Source organism: Amycolatopsis sp. WAC 01375 (assembly GCF_003947325.1).
Classification (GTDB): domain Bacteria; phylum Actinomycetota; class Actinomycetes; order Mycobacteriales; family Pseudonocardiaceae; genus Amycolatopsis.
Map to the genome: position 1 here is coordinate 130,572 of NZ_QHHW01000017.1, position 20,207 is coordinate 150,778.

The 20,207-nt window shown below is 68.1% G+C and carries 19 protein-coding genes and 1 tRNA gene; 11 read left to right on the forward strand and 9 right to left on the reverse strand.

What is annotated here, in order from left to right:
- The first annotated feature begins 112 nt into the window (after window positions 1–112).
- The 3 genes from DL991_RS43220 to DL991_RS07985 all read left to right on the forward strand — a co-directional run bounded on the left by DL991_RS43220 (window position 113) and on the right by DL991_RS07985 (window position 1,948).
- Entirely contained in the window at window positions 113–271 is a 159-nt protein-coding gene (locus tag DL991_RS43220) for a hypothetical protein (protein ID WP_233598712.1), read from the forward strand.
- The gene (locus DL991_RS07980) at window positions 226–1,233 is read left to right on the forward strand and encodes a hypothetical protein (protein ID WP_233598713.1); all 1,008 of its coding nucleotides are present in this window, start codon (window positions 226–228) and stop codon (window positions 1,231–1,233) included. Before DL991_RS43220 ends, DL991_RS07980 begins: the two co-directional genes overlap by 46 nt.
- Before the next feature lie 97 nt (window positions 1,234–1,330).
- Complete coding sequence (locus DL991_RS07985) at window positions 1,331–1,948, forward strand: NAD(P)-dependent oxidoreductase (protein WP_125782509.1); 618 nt, start codon at window positions 1,331–1,333, stop codon at window positions 1,946–1,948.
- On the opposite strand, the gene DL991_RS07990 is transcribed toward DL991_RS07985, so the two are convergent.
- From DL991_RS07990 to DL991_RS08010, 5 genes are all read right to left on the reverse strand, one after another.
- The gene (locus DL991_RS07990; protein ID WP_125782511.1) at window positions 1,942–2,817 is read right to left on the reverse strand and encodes a TIGR03621 family F420-dependent LLM class oxidoreductase; all 876 of its coding nucleotides are present in this window, start codon (window positions 2,815–2,817) and stop codon (window positions 1,942–1,944) included. The genes DL991_RS07985 and DL991_RS07990 overlap by 7 nt on opposite strands.
- Before the next feature lie 129 nt (window positions 2,818–2,946).
- On the reverse strand, window positions 2,947–3,927 hold the full coding sequence (locus DL991_RS07995) for a ribose-phosphate diphosphokinase (RefSeq protein WP_125782513.1): 981 nt from the start codon (window positions 3,925–3,927) through the stop codon (window positions 2,947–2,949).
- Window positions 3,924–5,411 carry a bifunctional UDP-N-acetylglucosamine diphosphorylase/glucosamine-1-phosphate N-acetyltransferase GlmU gene (glmU, locus tag DL991_RS08000; RefSeq protein ID WP_125782515.1) on the reverse strand — a complete coding sequence of 496 codons (1,488 nt, stop codon included), beginning with the start codon at window positions 5,409–5,411 and terminating at the stop codon, window positions 3,924–3,926. Before glmU ends, DL991_RS07995 begins: the two co-directional genes overlap by 4 nt.
- 44 nt (window positions 5,412–5,455) lie before the next feature.
- The gene (locus tag DL991_RS08005; protein WP_125782517.1) at window positions 5,456–7,204 is read right to left on the reverse strand and encodes a diguanylate cyclase; all 1,749 of its coding nucleotides are present in this window, start codon (window positions 7,202–7,204) and stop codon (window positions 5,456–5,458) included.
- A gap of 43 nt (window positions 7,205–7,247) precedes the next feature.
- Window positions 7,248–7,319, reverse strand: a tRNA-Gln gene (locus DL991_RS08010).
- Between the two features lie 173 nt (window positions 7,320–7,492).
- Between DL991_RS08010 and DL991_RS08015 the strand changes: the two genes are divergently transcribed.
- From DL991_RS08015 to DL991_RS08025, 3 genes are all read left to right on the forward strand, one after another.
- Window positions 7,493–8,443, forward strand: a complete 951-nt coding sequence (locus tag DL991_RS08015) for an acyl-CoA desaturase (protein WP_125674120.1) — start codon at window positions 7,493–7,495, stop codon at window positions 8,441–8,443.
- A gap of 98 nt (window positions 8,444–8,541) precedes the next feature.
- Window positions 8,542–9,135, forward strand: coding sequence for a TetR/AcrR family transcriptional regulator (locus DL991_RS08020; protein ID WP_037318732.1), 594 nt, complete (start codon window positions 8,542–8,544; stop codon window positions 9,133–9,135).
- A gap of 102 nt (window positions 9,136–9,237) precedes the next feature.
- Window positions 9,238–9,840: a hypothetical protein gene (locus DL991_RS08025; protein WP_233598714.1), complete on the forward strand. Its 603-nt coding sequence runs from the start codon at window positions 9,238–9,240 to the stop codon at window positions 9,838–9,840.
- A gap of 3 nt (window positions 9,841–9,843) precedes the next feature.
- Here DL991_RS08025 and DL991_RS08030 read toward each other — a convergent pair whose 3' ends face one another.
- Window positions 9,844–10,236: an NUDIX domain-containing protein gene (locus tag DL991_RS08030; protein ID WP_125782521.1), complete on the reverse strand. Its 393-nt coding sequence runs from the start codon at window positions 10,234–10,236 to the stop codon at window positions 9,844–9,846.
- 3 nt (window positions 10,237–10,239) lie between these two features.
- On the reverse strand, window positions 10,240–10,761 hold the full coding sequence (locus tag DL991_RS08035; RefSeq protein ID WP_125782523.1) for an isochorismatase family protein: 522 nt from the start codon (window positions 10,759–10,761) through the stop codon (window positions 10,240–10,242).
- Between the two features lie 32 nt (window positions 10,762–10,793).
- Here DL991_RS08035 and DL991_RS08040 point away from each other — a divergent pair, with 32 nt between their 5' ends.
- Window positions 10,794–11,519 (forward strand): SDR family NAD(P)-dependent oxidoreductase, encoded by a 726-nt coding sequence (locus DL991_RS08040; protein WP_125782525.1) that lies wholly within the window; start codon window positions 10,794–10,796, stop codon window positions 11,517–11,519.
- Here the strand turns inward: DL991_RS08040 and DL991_RS08045 are convergent.
- Window positions 11,516–12,700: a sorbosone dehydrogenase family protein gene (locus tag DL991_RS08045; protein ID WP_125782527.1), complete on the reverse strand. Its 1,185-nt coding sequence runs from the start codon at window positions 12,698–12,700 to the stop codon at window positions 11,516–11,518. The genes DL991_RS08040 and DL991_RS08045 overlap by 4 nt on opposite strands.
- 47 nt (window positions 12,701–12,747) lie before the next feature.
- The gene (locus DL991_RS08050) at window positions 12,748–13,512 is read right to left on the reverse strand and encodes a helix-turn-helix transcriptional regulator (protein ID WP_125782529.1); all 765 of its coding nucleotides are present in this window, start codon (window positions 13,510–13,512) and stop codon (window positions 12,748–12,750) included.
- An 86-nt stretch (window positions 13,513–13,598) separates the two neighbouring features.
- On the opposite strand from DL991_RS08050, the gene DL991_RS08055 reads away from it, so the two are divergent.
- The 4 genes from DL991_RS08055 to DL991_RS08070 all read left to right on the forward strand — a co-directional run bounded on the left by DL991_RS08055 (window position 13,599) and on the right by DL991_RS08070 (window position 20,168).
- On the forward strand, window positions 13,599–14,513 hold the full coding sequence (locus DL991_RS08055) for an LLM class flavin-dependent oxidoreductase (RefSeq protein ID WP_125782531.1): 915 nt from the start codon (window positions 13,599–13,601) through the stop codon (window positions 14,511–14,513).
- Window positions 14,514–14,569: 56 nt separating this feature from the next.
- Window positions 14,570–18,124: a transcription-repair coupling factor gene (gene mfd, locus DL991_RS08060; RefSeq protein ID WP_125782689.1), complete on the forward strand. Its 3,555-nt coding sequence runs from the start codon at window positions 14,570–14,572 to the stop codon at window positions 18,122–18,124.
- A 119-nt stretch (window positions 18,125–18,243) separates the two neighbouring features.
- A complete protein-coding gene (locus DL991_RS08065) occupies window positions 18,244–19,248 on the forward strand; it encodes a hypothetical protein (RefSeq protein ID WP_125782533.1) in 1,005 nt (334 codons plus the stop codon).
- Complete coding sequence (locus DL991_RS08070) at window positions 19,245–20,168, forward strand: MazG family protein (RefSeq protein ID WP_125782535.1); 924 nt, start codon at window positions 19,245–19,247, stop codon at window positions 20,166–20,168. The genes DL991_RS08065 and DL991_RS08070 overlap by 4 nt, the downstream gene beginning before the upstream one ends.
- Window positions 20,169–20,207: the final 39 nt, after the last annotated feature.

Below are 20,207 nucleotides of genomic sequence, written 5' to 3' on the forward strand. Positions count from 1 at the left end.
CTCGTTCAGGTGACAACTCGGTGACAGCTGCTTCGGGAACCCGCGGATGCGGTGGTGCGTGACCCCTTTTCTAAGGTGTGATCTCCTCGCACTTGAGAACAAAGGGGGCCGTATGCCGGCACGACGGTCGAGGATCGGCGCGATCGCCGCCCTGTGCTGCCTCGTGGCCGGTTGCGACGTCGCGATCGACGGCGCGGCGGGGACGCGCCTGCCGAGCAGCAGCGGGTGGACCGGCGTGCCGAGCAGCGTGGCGCTGTCGAGAGCGCGCTGAAAGCACTCGAACAGGCGCCAGCCGTTGTCTACAAGTCGACAATTAAGGATGCTTCGGGTCAACCTTCGGAACTGCAGTTCCGGATCACTCGTAACGGAAGCGCGCACGGTGCGCTTCCGGTCGACGGCAAGGCCATTCAGGTCATCTCGGCGGACAAGCAGTTGTACGTCTCGGCGACCCCGGAGTACTGGAAAGCGCACGGGCTCGGCAACAGCGACCTGTACGGCACCGGCTGGGTGCGCACGGACAGCTCGGACCTGCCGGTGAACGCCGTCGAGGTGCTCAACCCGCGCAAGGCCGCGTCGACACTCCGGACCGCGGTGGCCGGGATGAACCCGCTGACCGATCCGGTCCGGTCGAAGTTGCCGGACGGGACCGAGGTCTACGACGTCGGGAGCGGGCTCGGAGCACTGCGGGTGACCGCAGCCGCGCCGCACCGCGTCGTCAGTTTCGCGCCTTCCCTCGTCGCTGCGGCGGGCGGCAAGACGCTCGGTGCCGAGACGCGGGTCGAGCCGCTCGCGGGGGACGCGCTCAAGAAACTCCAGACCGATCTGGACGCCGCGGTCGGCGGGATCGGGCAGCCGTTCGACGCGCTCACCCAGGTCAACGTCAGCGTCGTCAACGACAAGCTGGACTGCACGGACTTCGTCGGAAGCTGCCGGGCGACCATCGACGTCGCCAACACCGTCATCGGCGGCGTGAGCGGGACGCCCGTGCACCTGACGCTGACCGTCGACTTCACCGCGCAGTCCCTCGGCGCGCAGTCCTGCACGGCGGCCGCCGACGCGGCACCGGACACCACGACGAGCATGACCTGCGAGGTCAAGTTCAAGCTGCCGAATCGGAACGCCAGCTACCAGGTCCAGGCGAAGCCGTCGGCGCGCGGTGAAGTCCGGGTCCCGGTCGACGTCAACGGCGTTCGCGAAAAGCTCAAGTCCGAGTTCGCCACGCTGGGCGGCTGACCTGCACACTCACCCCGGGGTGCGTTGCATACGTTGAAGTAGCCGAACTCGCGTTCTTAACATCGGCGTGGTCGCCGATGAATAGGGAGAAACGCGAATGGCGAAGTTGGTTGTTTTCGGAGGAACCGGATACGCGGGCGGGAAGATCGCGGAGGAGGCTCGTAGCCGCGGTCACGAGGTCCTGGCGGTGTCGAGGAACGCCGAAGGTGAGGGGACCCGGGCTGGGTCGCTGTACGACGAGGCCTTCCTCGCCGAGGCCGCCAAGGGCGCCGACGTCCTGGTCATCGCGGTGCACGGGCAGAGCGGCCTGCTCGACGCGGTGCCCTCGATCGCCCAGGTCGCGAAGGACAACGGCGCGCGGATCGGCGTGGTCGGCGGGGCGGGCAGCCTGCACGTGGCCGAGGGCGGGCCGCGGCTGATCGACACTCCCGAGTTCCCGGACGAGTACAAGGGTGAAGCCGGGGCGCACGTCGAGGTGCTGGAGGCGTTCCGGAAGCTTCCTGAGGATGTCGACTGGTTCTACGTCAGCCCGGCCGCGGAGTTCGGCGCGTGGGCCGAGGGTGAGCGGACCGGCGAGTTCCGGCTCGGCGGCGACGTGCTCCTCACCGACGAGAACGGTGGTTCGAAGATCGGCGGTGCCGACTACGCGATCGCGTTCGTCGACGAGATCGACAAGCCGGAACACCGCCGTCAGCGTTTCTGCGTCGCTTACTGACCGGACAGCTCCTTCACGACCGGCGCGAACGTTTCCAGCATCGGCTCGAACACCGTGATGTAGGAGAAGCCGTACCGCTCGCGACGCTCCTGGAGTTGCCGGACGATCTCGGCGACGGTGCCGAAAAGCAACTGAGGTGTTTCGAGGAGAGTGTCGACGTCGAGGCCGTCCTGGTCTTTGACCTCTTCACGCCAGGCCTCGGCGGCCGCGCGCCGGTCGTCCGTGATCACGACCCGCTGGACGAGCATGTTCAGTTCGGGAGTCCGGCCGTTCGTGTGCGAGCGGAAGAAGGCGACACGTTCGTCCATGCGATCGGCGTCGTCGAGACGGAAGGTGCCCGGAGGCTTTCCCGGCGCTTGACGAAGGCCCGCGAAGCCGGCGATGTCGGCTTCGCGGGCGGCGAGGGCTAGCACGCCGTCGCTGTTGCCCGCGAGGAGCAGCGGAGGGGGCGTGGCCCCTTCGTCGGTGAAGTGTTCGCGCAGGTGATCCAGGCTTTCGGTGAGGTGCTCGATCCGTTCCTTGGCCGGGATCCACGGCAGGCCGGCACTGTCGAATTCCGATTTCATGTGGCCGGAGCCGAGGCCGAGGTCCAGCCGCCCGCCTGTCATCTTCATCGTCGTGACGACTTCGCGTGCGAAGAGCGCGGCGTTGTAGAAGGCCATGTTGGTGACGAGAGTGCCGACGCGTGGCCGTTGGGTCACGGCGGCGGCCATGGTCAACGCCGGGAAAGGCGCGTTCCGTCCCGGCCCGAGATGATCGGGCACGGAGATGACATCGAGTCCAAGGGCCTCGACGCGACGGCACTTCGCGACCCAGTCTTCGCGGTTCTCGGCGCCCCACAGGTTCACGCCGAACTTGAATTTCCCCATGAACGGCAACCTAGTCACGCCGGGTGCCCGGGCGCGCGCCGTTTCGCGAGGAGCCGAAAACGAAGCAAGGGACCTTTGCTGTCACTCTCCGGAAGAGAGCGATAGCAAAGGTCCCTTGCTGCGATGGGGTCAGGCGTTGCCGTCGAAGAGGGACGTGACCGACCCGTCTTCGAAGACCTGCTGGATCGCCTGCGCCAGCAGCGGCGCGATGGACAGCACGGTCAGGCCCGGGAACCGCTTCTCCTCCGGGATCGGCAGCGTGTTGGTGACGATCACCTCGCGCGCCTTGCAGTTCGACAGCCGCTCGGTGGCGGGGTCGGACAGGATGCCGTGGGTCGAGGCGATGACGACGTCGGCGGCGCCTTCGTCGAGCAGGGCCTCGGTGGCCTTCACGATCGTGCCGCCCGTGTCGATCATGTCGTCGATCAGCACGCACAGCTGACCGCGGACCTTGCCGACGACGCGGTTGGCGACGGCCTGGTTCGGCTTGTCCGGGTCACGGGTCTTGTGGATGAAGGCGATCGGCCGGTCACCCAGCTGGGCCGCCCACTTCTCGGCGAGCCGCACCCGGCCCGAGTCCGGCGAGACGACGGTGATGTTCTCGTCCTGGTAGGTCTTGTTGATGTGCGCGGCCAGCACGTTCTGCGCGAGCAGGTGGTCGACGGGGCCGTCGAAGAAACCCTGGATCTGCGCGGTGTGCAGGTCGACCGTCATGATCCGGTCGGCACCCGCGGTCTTGAACAGGTCCGCGATCAAGCGCGCGGAGATCGGCTCGCGGCCCTTGTGCTTCTTGTCCTGCCGCGCGTACGGGTAGAACGGCATGATCACGGTGATCCGCTTGGCGCTCGCGCGCTTGAGGGCGTCCACCATGATCAGCTGCTCCATCACCCACTCGTTGATGGGCGCCGGGTGGCTCTGGATCACGAACGCGTCGGTCCCGCGCACCGATTCGTTGAACCGGACGAAGATCTCCCCGTTGGCGAAGTTGTGCGCGGTCTGCGGAACGACCGACACGTTGAGGTGCTTGGCGACCTCCTCCGCGAGTCCCGGGTGTGCGCGCCCGGAGAAGAGCATCAGGTTCTTCTTCGGTGTACCGGACTTCGAGCTCATGCTGGCGACTCCCCGTCGTTTCCCTTATTCGAATCGGACACGGCGGTGGTGTCCTGCTTCGCGGCGGAAGCTGCTTCCGCCGCGGGTGTGCCCGGCCTGCGCCGGGACACCCAGTCTTCGATGTTGCGCTGCGGCCCGGTGGACACGGCGAGCGCGCCCGGGGGCACGTCTTGCCTGATCACGGTGCCTGCCCCACTGTAGGCGCCGTCGCCGATGGTCACCGGGGCGACGAACGTGTTGTCCGCGCCGAGCCGTACATGGGAGCCGATCGTGGTGTGGTGCTTGTTCACGCCGTCGTAGTTGACGAAGACGCTGGAACACCCGATGTTGCTGTTCTCGCCGATGGTCGCGTCGCCGACGTAGGTCAGGTGCGGAACCTTCGTGCCGGCGCCGATGTCGGCGTTCTTCGTTTCGACGAACGCGCCGAGTTTGCCCTTGGTCCCCAGTTTGGATCCGGGACGCAGGTAGGTGAACGGGCCGACCTTCACGCCGTCGCCCAATTCCGAATCGGAACCGTGCGTCCGCACCACCGACGCCCCCGCGCCGACGGACACGTTCTCCAGGGTGCTGTCCGGGCCGATCTGCGCGCCTTCGCCGATCGACGTCGAGCCCTTCAGCTGCACGCCGGGCTCGATGACGACGTCGCGCGACAGGGTCACGCCCGCGTCGATCCAAGTGCTCGCCGGGTCGACGACGGTGACGCCCGCCCGCTGCCAGCCGCGGACGATCCGGCGGTTCAGTTCGGCGCCGAGGACGGAGAGTTGCACGCGGTCGTTGACGCCTTCGGTCACCCACGGGTCGTCGATGACCAGCGCTCCGACGCCCTTGCCGTCGCCGCGGGCGATGCCGAGGACGTCGGTGAGGTAGAGCTCGCCCTGCGCGTTGTCCGTCGAGAGCCTCGAAAGCCCGTCGACCAGGATCGAGGCGTCGAAGGCGTAGACGCCGGAATTGATTTCGGCGATTTCGTGCTGTTCGGGGGTGGCGTCCTTCTGCTCGACGATCGAGGTGACGACGCCGTTCTCGTCGCGGACGATCCGGCCGTAGCCGGTCGGGTTCTCGACGACCGCGGTCAGCACGGTGACCGCGTTTCCGGTGGAGGTGTGCTCGGCGACCAGGGAAGACAGTGTTTCGGTGTCGAGCAACGGGACGTCGCCGTAGCTGACGACGACGGTGCCGGTCAGTCCGCCCGGCAGTGCCGAGAGCGCGCAAGACACGGCGTGCCCGGTGCCCTTCTGCTCCTCCTGGACGGCCGTGACGACCTCGCGCCCGAGCGCTTCGCCGACCTTCGCCAGCCGCGCGCCGACCGAGTCTCGACCGTGGCCGATGACCACGACCAGATGATCCGGGCTCAGTCCCGCGGCGGCCCGGACCGCGTGCTCGACCAAGGGGCGGCCGGCGATCGGGTGCAGCACCTTCGGGGTGGACGAGCGCATGCGGGTGCCCTCACCCGCGGCGAGGATCAACGTGCTCAGCGGGCCGGTCACGGCACTCCCAACATTTCACCAACGGTGGTTGTCGGGCATTGATCCTACGTGGGCTGCTCGGCGTCCCACGCGGGGTCGGTCGGAGCATCCTCACCGGGCCATCCGGTCGCCGGATCGATGGCCATCGAGTTCACCGACGAAACCTGGTTCCCGCCGCCGCGTTTCGCCTGGTACATGGCCGCGTCGGCGCGTGCGAGGACCTGTTCGGCCCGCTCCTGCGGCCGAAGGGAAACGAGCCCGACGGAGAGGGTGACGCCGTGCGAAAGGTGGTGCGGCAGAGATGCGACGGCATTCACAGAACGACCGAGCGCCTGCTTCGCCGCCGACGCCGGAGCCCCAGGTAGAAGCACGATGAACTCGTCTCCGCCGTAGCGGGCGACCACATCGTCGCCGCGCAGGGCGTCGCGCAGCGTGCTCGCGATGACACGGAGCACGTTGTCGCCCTCGGCGTGCGACTGCTTGTCGTTGACGTCCTTGAAGCCGTCGAGGTCGACCAGCGCGACCGCGAGCGGTTGCGCGTCGGCGGAGGACGCCAGCGAACGCAGCTTTTCGTCGAGTGCGCGCCGGTTCGGCAGCCCGGTGAGCGGGTCCTGCAACGCCTGCTGGGTGATCGCGCCGTGCTCGGCGGACAGGCGTTCGTGCTCCCGGCGCGCGTTGAGCGTGGCGATCTGCGATTCCCGCAGCGACCACATCTCCGTTTCCAGGATGGTCGCGTAGTCGATCAGCGACTGGCTCGCCCCGGACGCGTAGTCCGGGGTGGTGTCGAGCCTGGCCAGCTCGCGGGCGAGGTTCAACCGCATCGACGGCAGCGAGCCGTCCTCGTTGTCCTCGCGAACGTCTTTGAGTACCTGCAGCGCGTCTTCGCGGCGGCCCTCGTTGTCCAGGCAGCGGGCCAGCGCGATGGCGATGATCTCGCGTTCGTGCGGGAACACCAGTTCCGGATGCAGCAGCGAGTTCAACCGGTCGATATGGGACGAATCGGGTGACGCCAGCGCGGCGGCCGCGGCGAGTACGCCGACCTGGTCGATCGCGGGCACCCCGGCCTTGCGCGGGAACAGCGACTCGGTGAACGGACCTTCGGCCGCCTGCGCCATCGACGCCGCGGTGCGGAACTTGTCCGCTCCCTCGTCGTAGCGCTCGATGCGTTCGAGCCGCAGGCCCCAGCCCAGCAGCATCTTGACCCGGTTGATCAGCTGGAGCGCGATCTCGTGCGGACTCGCGCTGTCGCGGATCGCCTGCGCGGCGCGGGCGATGGCCTCTTCAGCGGCCTCGTAGACGCCCAGTTGGTTCAGCACCAGCCAGCAGTCGACCAGGGTCGTGGAGAGCATCCGGTCCCAGTTGCGCCTGCCGACCTGGCGGTCCGGAACGGCGGAGTCGTCGAGGATGGCCAGCGCCCTGGCGATCTCGGTGAGGGCGGCGTCCTCCTGTTTGGCGATCACCAGACGGCGGCCGCGCATGGCGTGCGCGTCGGCTCGCATCAGCGCGAGACCGTGCCGCCTGGTGTGCGCGAGCATCTCGTCGAGCCTGGGTTCGGCTTCGGCGGCCAGACCGCGGGTGACCAGCCTCGCCATCGCCGAGTAACGCAGCAGCTGGGCCACCAGCAAGGGTTCGCCGCGGCGCTGCGTCTCGTCGAGGAGTTCGTCGAGACTGGTGACGATGTCCAGCTGTTCGGCGAAGCTGACGCGCTGGATGGCCGCACCGAGTTCGCGCGCGCGACCATGAAGCCAGGCGTCGGACATCTCCGCAAGCGCCGGCCGCCTGCTGCTGGTCGTCGCGTCCTCGGTCAGCCGCACACACCCCCACCGTTGAAAACGCCGCTGGTCATCTGTTCGTCTGCTCCGCCGCCAGGATTCGAACCTGAACTGTCAGAACCAAAATCTGAAGTGCTGCCGATTACACTACGGCGGATCGATCCTGGTCAGGATAGCCATGCCGGAGACGCCCGCGTGCGCCCGGGGGTTGCCTCACCTTCGCGGGCGCTCCACAGGGGACGAAACCTCCTGTACCGTAACTTACGGCATCGTAGGTAAGGTCACCCTTAGGGAAACCTCGAGGGTTGCGCATAGAAAAGAAGTGACTGCATGACGGCTACCCTGGACCGTTCCCAGAAGCCCGCGAAGGGCCCCAAGCCGGTAATCGAAGGACATCGATCGAGCGGCGTGCAGCTCTCGGTCTACCTCGGGGTCATCTTCCCGCTCGCCGCGCTGCTCGCGGCCGTCCCGTTCGCCTGGGGCTGGGGACTGACCTGGGTCGACGTCGGCCTTTTCGTGGTCTTCTACGCGATCAGCGGACTCGGTATCACCGTTTCGTATCACCGCTACTTCACGCACGGCTCGTTCAAGGCCAAGCCGTGGCTGCGCGTCGCGATGGCGATCGCCGGCAGCATGGCCGTCCAGGGCCCCGTGATCACCTGGGTCGCCGACCACCGGCGCCACCACGCCTTCTCCGACCGCGACGGCGACCCGCATTCGCCGTGGCTGTTCGGAACGACACCGGTCGCCATCGCCAAGGGTTTCTGGCACGCGCACATGGGCTGGCTGTTCGACCGCGACCAGACCAACGCGGAGCGGTTCGCGCCGGATCTGGTGAAGGATCCGGCCATCAAGAAGGTCGACGACCTGTTCTGGCTGTGGAGCCTGCTCACCCTGGTGCTGCCCGCGATCCTCGGTGGACTGATCACCTGGTCGTTCTGGGGCGCGGTGACCGCGTTCTTCTGGGCCGGTCTGGTGCGTGTGTGCGTGCTGCACCACGTGACCTGGTCGGTGAACTCGGTCTGCCACATGATCGGTGAGCGCCCGTTCGCCGCCCGTGACAAGTCGGCCAACTTCTGGCCGCTGGCGATCTTCTCCTTCGGCGAGTCGTGGCACAACCTGCACCACGCCGACCCGACCTCGGCACGGCACGGTGTCCAGCGCGGCCAGATCGACATTTCCGCGCGGCTTATTTGGATCTTCGAGAAGTTCGGCTGGGCCTACGACGTGCGCTGGCCGACCCCGCAGCGCCTCGCGCGCATCGCCACTGAAAGCAAATAGCGAGGTCGCGTTAGTCTTCTGCGATGGCGGGGAGAAGGCGGACCAAACGTGAAGCGGTCACCGGGGCGCGTCCTGTCGCCCCGGTGGCCCGGGTGCGGATGACGGGGACCGAGCGCAGGCAGCAGCTGCTCAACGTCGCCAGGGCCCTTTTCGCGGAGAAGGGTTTCGAAGGCACGTCCATCGAGGAGATCGCGCACCGCGCGAACGTCTCCAAACCGGTGGTGTACGAACATTTCGGCGGCAAGGAAGGCATCTACGCCGTCGTCGTCGACCGCGAGACCCAGCTGCTGCTCGACCGGATGGTCTCCACGCTCCACGGCGGGCACCCGAGGGTGATGCTGGAGCAGGCGGCGATCGCGTTGCTCTCCTATGTCGAAGACTCGCACGACGGCTTCCGCATCCTCGTCCGGGATTCGCCGGTCGCGAGTTCGACGGGCACGTTTTCCACGGTGCTGAACGACATCGCCAGCCAGGTCGAGCACATCCTCGCGCAGCAGTTCGCCGCGCGGGGCTACGACGAGAAGCTGGCCGCGCTGTACGCGCAGGCGCTCGTCGGCATGGTCGCGTTGACCGGGCAATGGTGGCTCGACGCCCGGAAGCCGAAGCGGGACGAGGTCGCCGCGCATCTGGTCAACCTCGCCTGGAACGGTCTGTCCAATTTGGAACACAAACCGAAGCTGCGGCTGTACTGAGAAGCAGTAACGTTTCCCGGGTTGTGAGCGCTACGTCCCCCATAGAGAAGATCCGACTGGGGGAACACCGTGGAGAAATTTCCCACGTTTGCTGTCGATCAGATGGTGCCGCAGAAGAAGAGACCGTGGCTGAAGCCGGTCATCATCCTGGGGGTCTTCGGTGCCATCGTCCTGCTCGGAATCTTCGCCGAGAATCCGTTGACGGCGTCGCGTACCGAGGTCGGCGCCTGTCTCAAGGGCAACGTCGACAACGCGGAAAGTATCAGAAACGTCGAGTGCGGGTCGCCGGAAGCGAACTTCAAGGTCGTCGGGAAACAGGGCGGGAAGTCGGAAGGCGGGATACTGCTTTCGGGCGGGTCCGAATGCGACGACTACCTCAACGCCGACCTGTACTACTTCCAGGGTAGGCAGACGGCTGACGACGGCGTGCTGCTCTGCCTGGAAAACCTCAAGGACCCGGGCCCGCGGTTGCCGGCCGTCGGGGATTGCTTCGCCGGGGACCTCTTCGCGGCGAAGAAGCTCGAAAAGATGGACTGCGCGGAAGCGCATTTCAAGGTACTCGCCATTGAAAGGGAACCCGAGGTCTCCATCGGGACCACGACGTGCGCCTCCGTGCCAGGGACGGACATGAAGCTCACCTGGGCGTCGGGCGCGGGTGGGCTGATCCCGCGCGAACGCGTGCTCTGCCTCGAAGAACTGAAGTAGCGGTCAGCGCAGGAGGCCGGTCTCCCGCAGGTGGTCGAAGATGATCTTGCCCACCGCCGAAAGCCGGTCCCTGTCCTCGTAGCCCAGCCAGGTGATCTCGTCGATCTCGCTGCCGGCCTTGAGAATTCCGCTGAATTCGGCGGTGTAGCAGGTCGTCCGGACCAGGAGTCCGGTCGCGTGGCCATCGGCCTGCGCCTCGAAGACCCCGGCGGACTCGATGCTCGCCGGATCGATCTCGACGGTCAGTTCTTCACGGACTTCGCGGATCAGGGTCTCCGTGTCGGTTTCGCCGGGTTCGCGTTTGCCGCCGGGCAGATAGAACACGGACTTCCCGCGCGAGCGAGCGCCGAGGACACGGCCGTCCTGGAAATGCAGCCAAGCGATCTTGTCGATCATGGTTCAGCCCAGTGCCGCGGCGGTCTCGGCGGTCGTGAGCACTTCGCCGAGCCGCGGGAACACCTTCGTGATCGCCGATTCGTGGGAGATCGCGGCGATGCCCGCCATCGCGTCCGAAACGGCGATGGTCTCGTAGGCGTGGTCGATCGCGGCCCGCAGCGTCGATTCGACGCCGTACTCCGTGGCGATCCCGGCGAGCACCAGCGTCTTCACGCCGAGTCCGCGCAGGAGTTCGTCGAGTCCGGTGCGGTAGAACGCGCCGATCGTGTGCTTGGTGATCAGGTGCTCGCCTTCGCGGGGCGTCAGCTCGGCGACCAGCTCACTGCCGGGTGGCTGCTCGTCGACGTCCGGCCGGTGCGCCCGCACGTGGACGATCGGTGAGCCGGCCGCGCTGAAGGCGTCTCGCAGCAGGACGGCATTCGACACGACTTCGGTGCCTTCGAGCGGGACAGTCTCGAGTGCGACGATCCGCGTCTGGAGGTCGATCAGGACGAGCGCGGTCGTCGCCGGGTCGATCTTCGTCATGCGAGGAAGCCTAGTGTCCCTATGCTGGAGATATGGGGAAGCACAGGGAAATCGTGGTCACCGGCGGCGGAACGGGAATCGGCTACGCGGTCGCGGCGGCGTTCGCCGCGCGAGGCGACCGGGTGACGATCACCGGCCGGCGCGAACAGGTCCTCACCGAAGCCGCCACGTTGCTCGGCGCGAATCCGGTCCCGTTCGACGCGGCCGACCCGGACGCGGTGGAGCGGGCACTGGCCGAACTGCCGGAGCGCGTCGACGTCCTGGTCAACAACGCGGGCGGAAACACCGATTTCCGGAACGGGTCGGCCGGAGACCTGAAAGCGTTCGCCGCGAACTGGCAGGCCAATCTCGACGCGAACGTGTTCAGTGCCGTACTGGTCACCCGCGCTCTGCGGGAAAGGTTCGCCGACAACGCGCGGATCGTCACCATCGGCTCCATCGCCGCCCACACCGGAGCCGGTTCCTACGGTGCCGCCAAGGCCGCGCTGGAAGCATGGAACGCCGACGTGGCAAGGGAATTCGGGCCGCGGGGGATCACCGCGAACATCGTCGCGCCGGGACTGGTCGGCGACACCGAGTTCTTCCAGGGCAAGCTCTCCGACGAGCGCCGGGCGTGGCTGATCGGCAACACGCTGACCAAACGCGCCGGCGAGCCCGCGGACGTCGCCGAAGTGGTGGCCTTCCTGGCGAGCCCGGAAGCGCGGCACGTCACCGGTCAGGTCGTGCACGTCAACGGCGGCGCGTACCTCGGAAGCTAGGCGCCAGGGGTGACGCGGAGCAGCTTGTCGTCCTCGCCTTCCGAGGTCGTCACGTAGAGGGAACCGTCCGGCGCGCTGCGGACGGCGCGAAGCCTGCCGAACTTGTCGTCGAACTCAGGCGGCAGCGTCACTTCGGTGACCTTGCCGGTGTCGTCGAGGCGGAACAGCAGGAGCTTCTGCCCCTTCAACGCGGTCACGGCGAGCGAGCCTTCGAGCGGGCCCCACTGCGATCCGGTGAGGAATTCCGCGCCGCAAATGGCTTCGGTGATCTCGCCGGTCGTCCACAAAGGACTGACGGCGTCCGGGAAGCGTTGCTTGTCGGTCATCGGCACGCTCTCGTCGTAGCTGGTCTCGGTGCCGCCCTTCGACGGGTCCCAGCCGTAATTCGCGCCCGCGCGTTCCAGGTTGACCTCGTCGTCGATGGTCGGCCCGTGCTCGGCGGTGAACACCTGACCCGAGCCCGGCCGCACCGTGACGCCCTGGACGTTGCGGTGCCCGAAGGTGAACACGCGCTGCTCGTTCGGGTTCGCCGACGAGATGAACGGGTTGTCCGGCAACGCGTTCCCGGTCTTCGCGTCGATTCGCAGCACCTTGCCGCCGAGACTCGTCCGGTCCTGCGGGTGCTGCGGGCGGGCCGTGTCGCCGGTGCCGACGAGCAGCGCGCCGTCCGCTCCGAACGCGGGACGGCAGCCCGAATGCCTGCCGCTGGAGTTCACCGGCAGGCCGGTGAGCAGGTCCTTGACCTTCGTGGCGCTCGCGCCGTCTTCGGAAAGCCGCCAGGTGACCAGCCGGATGTCGACGGCCTTGTCACCCTCCTTGTGGGTCTGGCAGGTGATGAATTCGCGCGACGTCGCGAAGTCCTTGCTGATCACCATCCCCATCAGACCGCCTTCGCCGCGTACGTGGACGTCGGAGAAGTCCGCGGCGACGTCACGCTTCGTGCCGCCGTCGACCAGTGCCAGCTTCCCGGGCCGCTGGGTGACGAGGATCTTCCCGTCCGGCAGGAAGCCGACGTCCCAGCCGTGTTCGAGCCCGGCCGTCACCTGCTCGACCTTGAGCGTCGTCACGGCCGGCTTCGAGGTGACCGGCGGGGCGCTCTGCACCGGTTCGCTCGACGCCCCGGAACAGGCTGTGACCAGCAAGGACAGGGACGCGAACGCGACGACGGCGGTTGTGCGCATGGCATCAGCATGCCAGCCTCGCCAATCGCCCGCGAGGAACGAACCGGTCATCCGGTGAGGATCGCGGCGGTTTCGGCGTCGGCGGGAAGGAACGTCTCCAGTTTCAATTCCGACACCGTGACGTCGGCGGCGGTCGCGAATGTCGTGATGGCGGTGATCAGGCGCAGTTCACCCGCCGAAGTGGACAAGCGCATCGGCACCGCGAAACCGAGGTGATCGGGCCCTGGCGGTCCCGGCTCCGGAACGTAACCTTCGAGTTCGGCCAGCAACGCGGTGAGCCGCTCGTCGGGCGCGTGCGCGATCTCCTGTGTCAACCGTTCCAGGATGTGCCGTGCCCAGTCCGCGAGGTTCAGCACCCGCGGCGCCATCCCCTTCGGATGCAGCGCGAGCCGCAGGGTGTTGACCGGTTCCTCCAGCAGCTCCGGCGCCACGTCCTCGAAGAGCAGGTCGAGCGCGTCGTTGCGGGCGACGAGCACGCCGTACCGGTCGACCACGATGGCCGGATACGGCCGGTGCCCGTCGAGCAGCCGCCGCATGCCGTCGAGGACCGGCTTCAACCTGGGATCGTCCAGTTCCGTTTCGGGGAATCCGGGCGCGAAGCCGGCCGCGAGCAGCAGGCCGTTGCGTTCCCGGAGCGGGAGTTCGAGCGATTCGGCGACGCGCAGCACCAGACCGCGGCCGGGGATCGACCGGCCGCCCTCCAGGAAACTCACGTGCCGCTGGGTGGTTCCGGCCCGTAGCGCCAGTTCCAGCTGGGACAACCGCCGCCGCTCGCGCCAGCCCCGGAGCGCGGGGCCGAATCCGGAAACCATGGTCGTCATCTTGGCCGAGTCGCGCGCGGCGCCGCCATTCCCTCGAAGGAATTGAGACGATTCCCCGCCGCGGCGATGCTTCCGGCATGAAATTCGGTCTGGTCGTCCCCACCTATCGGTCCATCCTCGACGCCGGGCGCACCGCGCCGGAAATGGTCGCCGTCGCGGTCGAAGCCGAACGCCTCGGTTTCGATTCGGTCTGGGTCGGCGACACCCTCGCGAAGGCACCCATCGATCCGTTGACGCTTCTCGGCGCGTTCGCCGCCAGAACGGAACGGGTCACCCTCGGCACCGCCGCGCTGCTGCCGGCGTTGCGGGATCCGGTGCTTTCCGCGAACGCGATCCTCTCGCTCGACCTGCTCAGCCAGGGCCGGATCACGCTCGGCGTCGGCGCCGGGTTCGCCGGCCGCAGCGAACCCGAATTCGCCTTCACCCGCGTTCCGTGGGAACGGCGCCGCGCCCGGCTCGACGACATCGTCATGTTGTGGCGGCACGTCTGGAACGGGAAGAGCGGCCCGTTCCACGGAGAGGTCCTGCACTACGACACGCTTCCGGAGTACCCGGAGCCGCACCGTCCCGGTGGCCCGCCGGTCTGGCTGGCGGCGTTCACGCCGGGCGCGCTGGACCGCGCGGGACGGCTCTACGACGGCTGGTTGCCGTATCCGCCCGATGTCGCGGACTACGTCGACGGCCTCGCGAAGATCCGCGAAACGGCCGTGCGCCCCGTGACGCCCGCGTTGTTCGCGACAGTGCTCATCGAGAATGACCCGATCAGGGCCCGCGAGCGGCTGGAGGACTACGCACAGCGGAATTACGGCGTTCCGCTGGACTTCGTCGAGAAGATCCAAGTGCAGATCGCCGGGAGCGCCGAGCAAGTCGCCGACAGGTTGCGCGAATACCAGGACGCGGGTGCCGAACACGTGCTGATCCGCGTCGCGACGCAGGAACCGGCCGAGTTCGACGAACAGCTCCCGAAGGTGGCCGGCGCTCTGCCGAGGTAATCGCGCGGCGGACTGTCGGTGCCCCCACGTAGGCTGGGACGGTGACAAACGCTCCATTGTCCGGACTCCTTCATTCCATCCTTCCCGATCCGGCCCTGCGCGGGGTCGTCGAGCGGGCCGGTGCCCCGGTGCTCGAACTCCAGGGCGCCATCGCCACCCGCCAGCTGGTCGCGGGCGCCCTCGCCGCGGACGAGGGCGCCGGCCGCCCCGTGCTCGCGGTGACCGCCACCGGCCGCGAGGCCGACGAGCTGACCGCTTCGCTGAAGTCGTTCCTCGGCGAAGGCGCCGTCGCCGACTTCCCGTCTTGGGAGACGCTGCCGCACGAGCGGCTGTCCCCGCGGGCGGACACCGTCGGGCGGCGGCTGGAGGTGCTCCATCGCCTGAAGACGGGGGCCGACGACCTGCGCGTCGTCGTCGCGACCGTCCGCAGCCTCATCCAGCCGATGGCGCCCGGGCTCGGCTCGCTCGCGCCCATCGACCTGGTGGTCGGCGAGGAGCAGAGTTTCGAAGGGCTGCTGGAACGGCTGGTCGAGCTCGCCTACACGCGGGTGGACATGGTCGAGAAGCGCGGCGAGTTCGCCGTGCGCGGCGGCATCCTCGACCTGTTCGGGCCGACGGCGCAGCATCCGGTGCGCGTCGAGTTCTGGGGCGACGAGGTCAGCGAGATCCGTGCGTTCGCGGTGTCCGACCAGCGGTCGCTGCCGGGGGAGATCCGGCACGTCAGCGCCCCGCCGTGCCGTGAGCTGCTGCTCACCGAGCAGGTGCGCGCGAAGGCCGCCGAGCTGGCGACGACGTACGAAGCGGATGCCCAGCTCACCGAGATGCTCACCAAGCTTTCCGGCGGGGTCCCCGTCGAGGGCATGGAGGCCCTCATCCCGGTGCTGTGCGAAGGCGAGCTGGACCTCCTGACCGACGCGATGCCCCAGGGCACGCACGTGCTGCTGGCCGATCCGGAGAAGATCCGAGCCCGTGCGGCCGACCTGGTCCGCACCGGGCAGGAGTTCCTCGAAGCGTCCTGGACCACGGCCGCCGCGGGCGGGCAGGCGCCGATCGACCTCGGCGCGTCGGCGTACCAGGACCTCGCGGAGATCGCGAAGCACGCTCAGGAGACGAAGCGCCCCTGGTGGACGCTGACGCAGCTGGCCAGCGACGATCCCGACGTCTACCGCGTCTCGATCGAGGCCGCGCCGAACTACCGCGGCGAGGTCGAGCGGGCGACGACCGACCTGCGCGCGCATACGGCCGCGGGCGGGACGGCGGTTCTCGTCGTCGCCGGGCACGGCACCGCGGCCCGCGCCGTCGAGCAGCTGTCGGCCGGAGAGGTGCCCGCCTCGCTCGCGGAAGGCATCACCGGTCCGCTGACGCCCGGCGTCGTGACGGTGACGTGCGGCGGCCTTTCGGACGGCTTCGTCTCGCCGGAGCGAGCCCTCGTCGTGCTGTCCGAATCGGATCTGACCGGCCGCGGCTCCGGCGCCGGAACGTCCACAAAGGACTTCAGCACCAAGATGCCGTCGCGGCGCCGCAACGCCGTCGACCCGCTCGCCCTCAAAACGGGCGATTACGTCGTGCACGACCAGCACGGCATCGGGCGGTTCATCGAGATGGTGCAACGCACCGTCGCCGGCGCCACCCGCGAGTACCTGCTGCTGGAGTACGCCTCCTCCAAACGCGGGCATCCGGGGGACCGGCTGTTCGTGCCGACCGACCAGCTCGACGAGGTCTCCCGCTACGTCGGTGGCGAGCTGCCGACGCTGAACAAGCTCGGCGGGTCCGACTGGAAGAACACCAAGGCCAAGGCGAAGAAGGCGGTCAAGGAGATCGCCGCCGAACTGGTGCAGCTCTACGCCGCGCGGCAGTCCGCGCCGGGGCACGCGTTCGGGCAGGACACGCCGTGGCAGAACGAACTGGAAGACGCCTTCCCGTTCACCGAGACCAACGATCAGCTCGCCGCGATCGACGAGGTCAAGGCGGATATGGAAAGCGGCGTCCCGATGGACCGCGTCATCTGCGGTGACGTCGGCTACGGCAAGACCGAGATCGCGGTGCGCGCGGCGTTCAAGGCGGTGCAGGACGGCAAGCAGGTCGCGGTGCTCGTGCCCACGACACTGCTCGCGCAGCAGCACCTGAACACCTTCACCGAACGGATGAGTGCGTTCCCGGTGAAGATCAGGGGGCTCTCACGGTTCACGAACAAGACCGAATCCGACGCGGTTCTCGAACAGTTGTCCTCCGGCGACGTCGACATCGTGATCGGCACGCACCGCCTGCTGCAGACCGGGGTCCGGTACAAGGATCTCGGCCTGGTGATCGTCGACGAGGAGCAGCGGTTCGGCGTCGAGCACAAGGAGCACATCAAGGCGCTGCGGACGCACGTCGACGTGCTGACCATGTCGGCAACGCCGATCCCGCGGACGCTGGAGATGTCGCTCGCCGGGATCCGTGAGATGTCCACGATCCTGACCCCGCCCGAGGACAGGCACCCGATCCTGACCTACGTCGGCACGTACGACGACAAACAGGTCGGCGCCGCGATCCGGCGCGAACTGCTGCGTGACGGCCAGGTCTTCTACGTGCACAACAGGGTTTCCTCGATCGAGAAGGCCGCGAAGCGCATTCGCGAGCTGGTGCCGGAGGCGCGTGTCGTCACCGCGCACGGACAGATGAACGAGGACAAACTCGAGAAGATCATCCAGGGCTTCTGGGAAAACGAGTACGACGTGCTCGTCTGCACCACGATCGTCGAGACCGGGCTGGACATCTCGAACGCGAACACGCTGCTCGTGGAACGAGGCGACCTGCTGGGGCTCGCGCAGCTGCACCAGCTGCGTGGCCGGGTCGGGCGCGGGCGGGAGCGCGGGTACGCGTACTTCCTGTACCCGCCGGAGGCGCCGCTCACCGAGACCGCGCACGACCGGTTGGCGACCATCGCGCAGAACACCGAACTGGGCGCGGGCATGGCCGTCGCGATGAAGGACCTCGAGATCCGCGGCGCGGGCAACATCCTCGGCGCAGAACAGTCCGGGCATATCGCGGGCGTCGGTTTCGATCTGTACGTGCGGCTCGTCGGCGAAGCGGTCGACGCGTTCCGCCGTCACGCGGGCGCGGACACGGCGGAGGAGGAAGAACTCGCCGACGTCCGGGTCGACCTCCCGGTGGACGCGCACATCCCGCACGACTACGTCCCCGGCGAGCGACTGCGGCTGGAGGCGTACCGCAAGATCGCGGCCGCGCCCGACCAGACCGGGCTCGACGCCGTCCGCGAGGAACTGATCGACCGCTACGGCCAGCCGCCCGCTCCCGTGCGGAGGCTGCTCGCCGTCGCCGCGTTCCGGCACACCTGCCGCGCGGCGGGCGTCACCGAGGTCGCCGTGCAGAGCACGTCGATCCGGTTCGCGCCGCTGCCGCTGGCGGATTCACAGCTGGTGCGGCTGAAGCGCTTGTATCCCAAGGCTCTCTACAAGGCGGTGACGAACACGGTTTCCGTGCCGAGGCCGACCGAGGGCCCGGCCGGCGGCCGGATCGGCGCCCCGACACTGCGGGACGAGGAGCTGCTGGACTGGTGCGCGAAGCTGCTGACGAATCTGATGAAGTCGCCGGCGCCCGTCGCGTGACACGGCCGTCGGACGGGACCGGGTCGCGTTGGTCGTGAGTGGCGATTCGGGTTAGAACCCGAATCGCCACTCACGACTGGTTTCCACGCCCGGAGCGGTGTGAGAGGGTAGGCGCTGTGATGCGGATCATGGGGCGCCGTCGCGCGCTGGTCGGGGTTCTTGCCGGTTCTCTCATTCTCACCGGATGCAACGCCGGACCCGGGCAGGTCGGTACGGCGGCGATCGTCGGCGGCAAGACCGTTTCGGTGGATCGCGTGCAGCAGCTGATCGACAAGGCGGTTCGTGAGCACCCGTACGGGCAGCAGCTCGCCAAGGAGCACAAGCTCGACCTCGTCGGCCGCGAGATCGTCCGCCAGGAGATCCTGCACGACCTCACTGTGCGCGCCGGTCAGCGGGAAGGCATCGGGGTCGACGAATCCCTCGTGGTGAACGCGTTGCAGAACGATCCGCTGGCGAAGCCGATGGAGGCCAACCCCCAGGACGATCCCGAGCTCAGCGTCCAGCAGCTCGTGGCGAGGGTGCGGGACCACCGTGAATCCCTGGTCGACGCGGCGATCCAGACCCAGCTCGCGATGAAATACCTGGACAAGCTCAGCGTCTCGTTCGATTTCAGCTCGGTCTCCTCGACCGACGCCACCGGTTCCGACGCGGACCAGTTGCGCGAACAGGCGATCGAGAAGGCCCGGCGCTTCGCCGCCTCGCCGACCGCGGCGGCCGAGCTGATCGCGCAGGACGAGCAGACGCCCGGTATGCAGGCGGGCACCGGACAGAAACTGCCGGCGATGCAGTCGCCCGCGACCGCGGCCACCGTCCTCTTCGGTCTCGAACCCAACACCGTCGCCGCGTTCAAGCCGACACCGCAGCAGCCGCTGTGGGTCATCGTCGTGGTGCGTGAGCGGACCGCCGACAAGCCCGTCGCTTCGGATCAGGCCGCGCAGCCCAGCGCTCAGCAGCTGGCGAAGGTCGGTGTCCGGCTCCTCCAGTCGTACCTCGACCAGGTCGACCTCAAGGTGAACCCGCGCTACGGCGTATGGGATGTTGTCGGCATGGACCTCGCGCCCAACGAAGCTTCGAAGAAGGGCATCGTGCTGCCTGTGCACGGTGCCGCCCAGCAAAACCCGTGACCGCTGCCGTCGTCGTGATCGCCCGCGGGGCGACGCTGCCCGCCGCGGCACTCCCGATCTTGCGGAGCAGCAGTGCCGTGTACGCGGCTTCCGATGTCGACCCCGAGGTCTTCGGGGTACCGGCGCTCGGTGACACGCGGGTGCGCGACCTTGTGCTCATCGCCGGTTCGCGAAGGGAACCGAAGGCCGCGGCGCTGATCGGGGCCGGTGCGCGGGTGGTCGAAGCACCCGTTCCGCCGCTGGTCGAGGCAGCCGACGTGATGGACCGCCTCCGCTCGCCGGGCGGCTGCCCGTGGGACGCCGTCCAGACGCACGAGTCGCTGCGGCAGTACCTGGTCGAGGAAACCTACGAGCTGCTCGACGCGATCGAGGAGGGCGACCGGGCCGCCTTGCGCGAGGAACTCGGCGACGTCCTGCTCCAAGTGCTCTTCCACGCGCGCGTCGCGTTCGAAGACGCGGATGATCCGTTCGGGATCGACGAGGTCGCTTCCGAACTGGTCGCGAAACTCGTCGGCCGTCATCCGCATGTCTTCGCGGACGCGCCCCGGGTCGAGACCGTCAGCGACCAGAACCTCAAGTGGGAAGAACTGAAACAGGCCGAGAAGAGCCGCCAGTCCATTGTGGACGGCGTCGCGCTCGGCCAGCCCGCCGTGGCGCTCGCCGGGAAGCTCGGGCAGCGCAGCGGCCGTGCCGGGATCCCGCTCGACCTGTTCCCCGAAGGTTCCGAAGCGGCGGCCCAGTTGTTCCGGGTGGCCGCGACCGCGCGCCGGGCGGGAATCGATCCCGAAGGCGAGCTTCGTGCCGTGGCGAAGCGCTTCGCGCGCGATATCCGCGACGCCGAACAGGCCGCGCGCGACGCCGGTCTGGAACCGACGACGCTGGAGGCCGACGGCTGGCGCAAGTTCTGGCCGACTTCCTGATGGCCGGTTCGCACCTTTCCCACTAGTGATCGGCGCTTG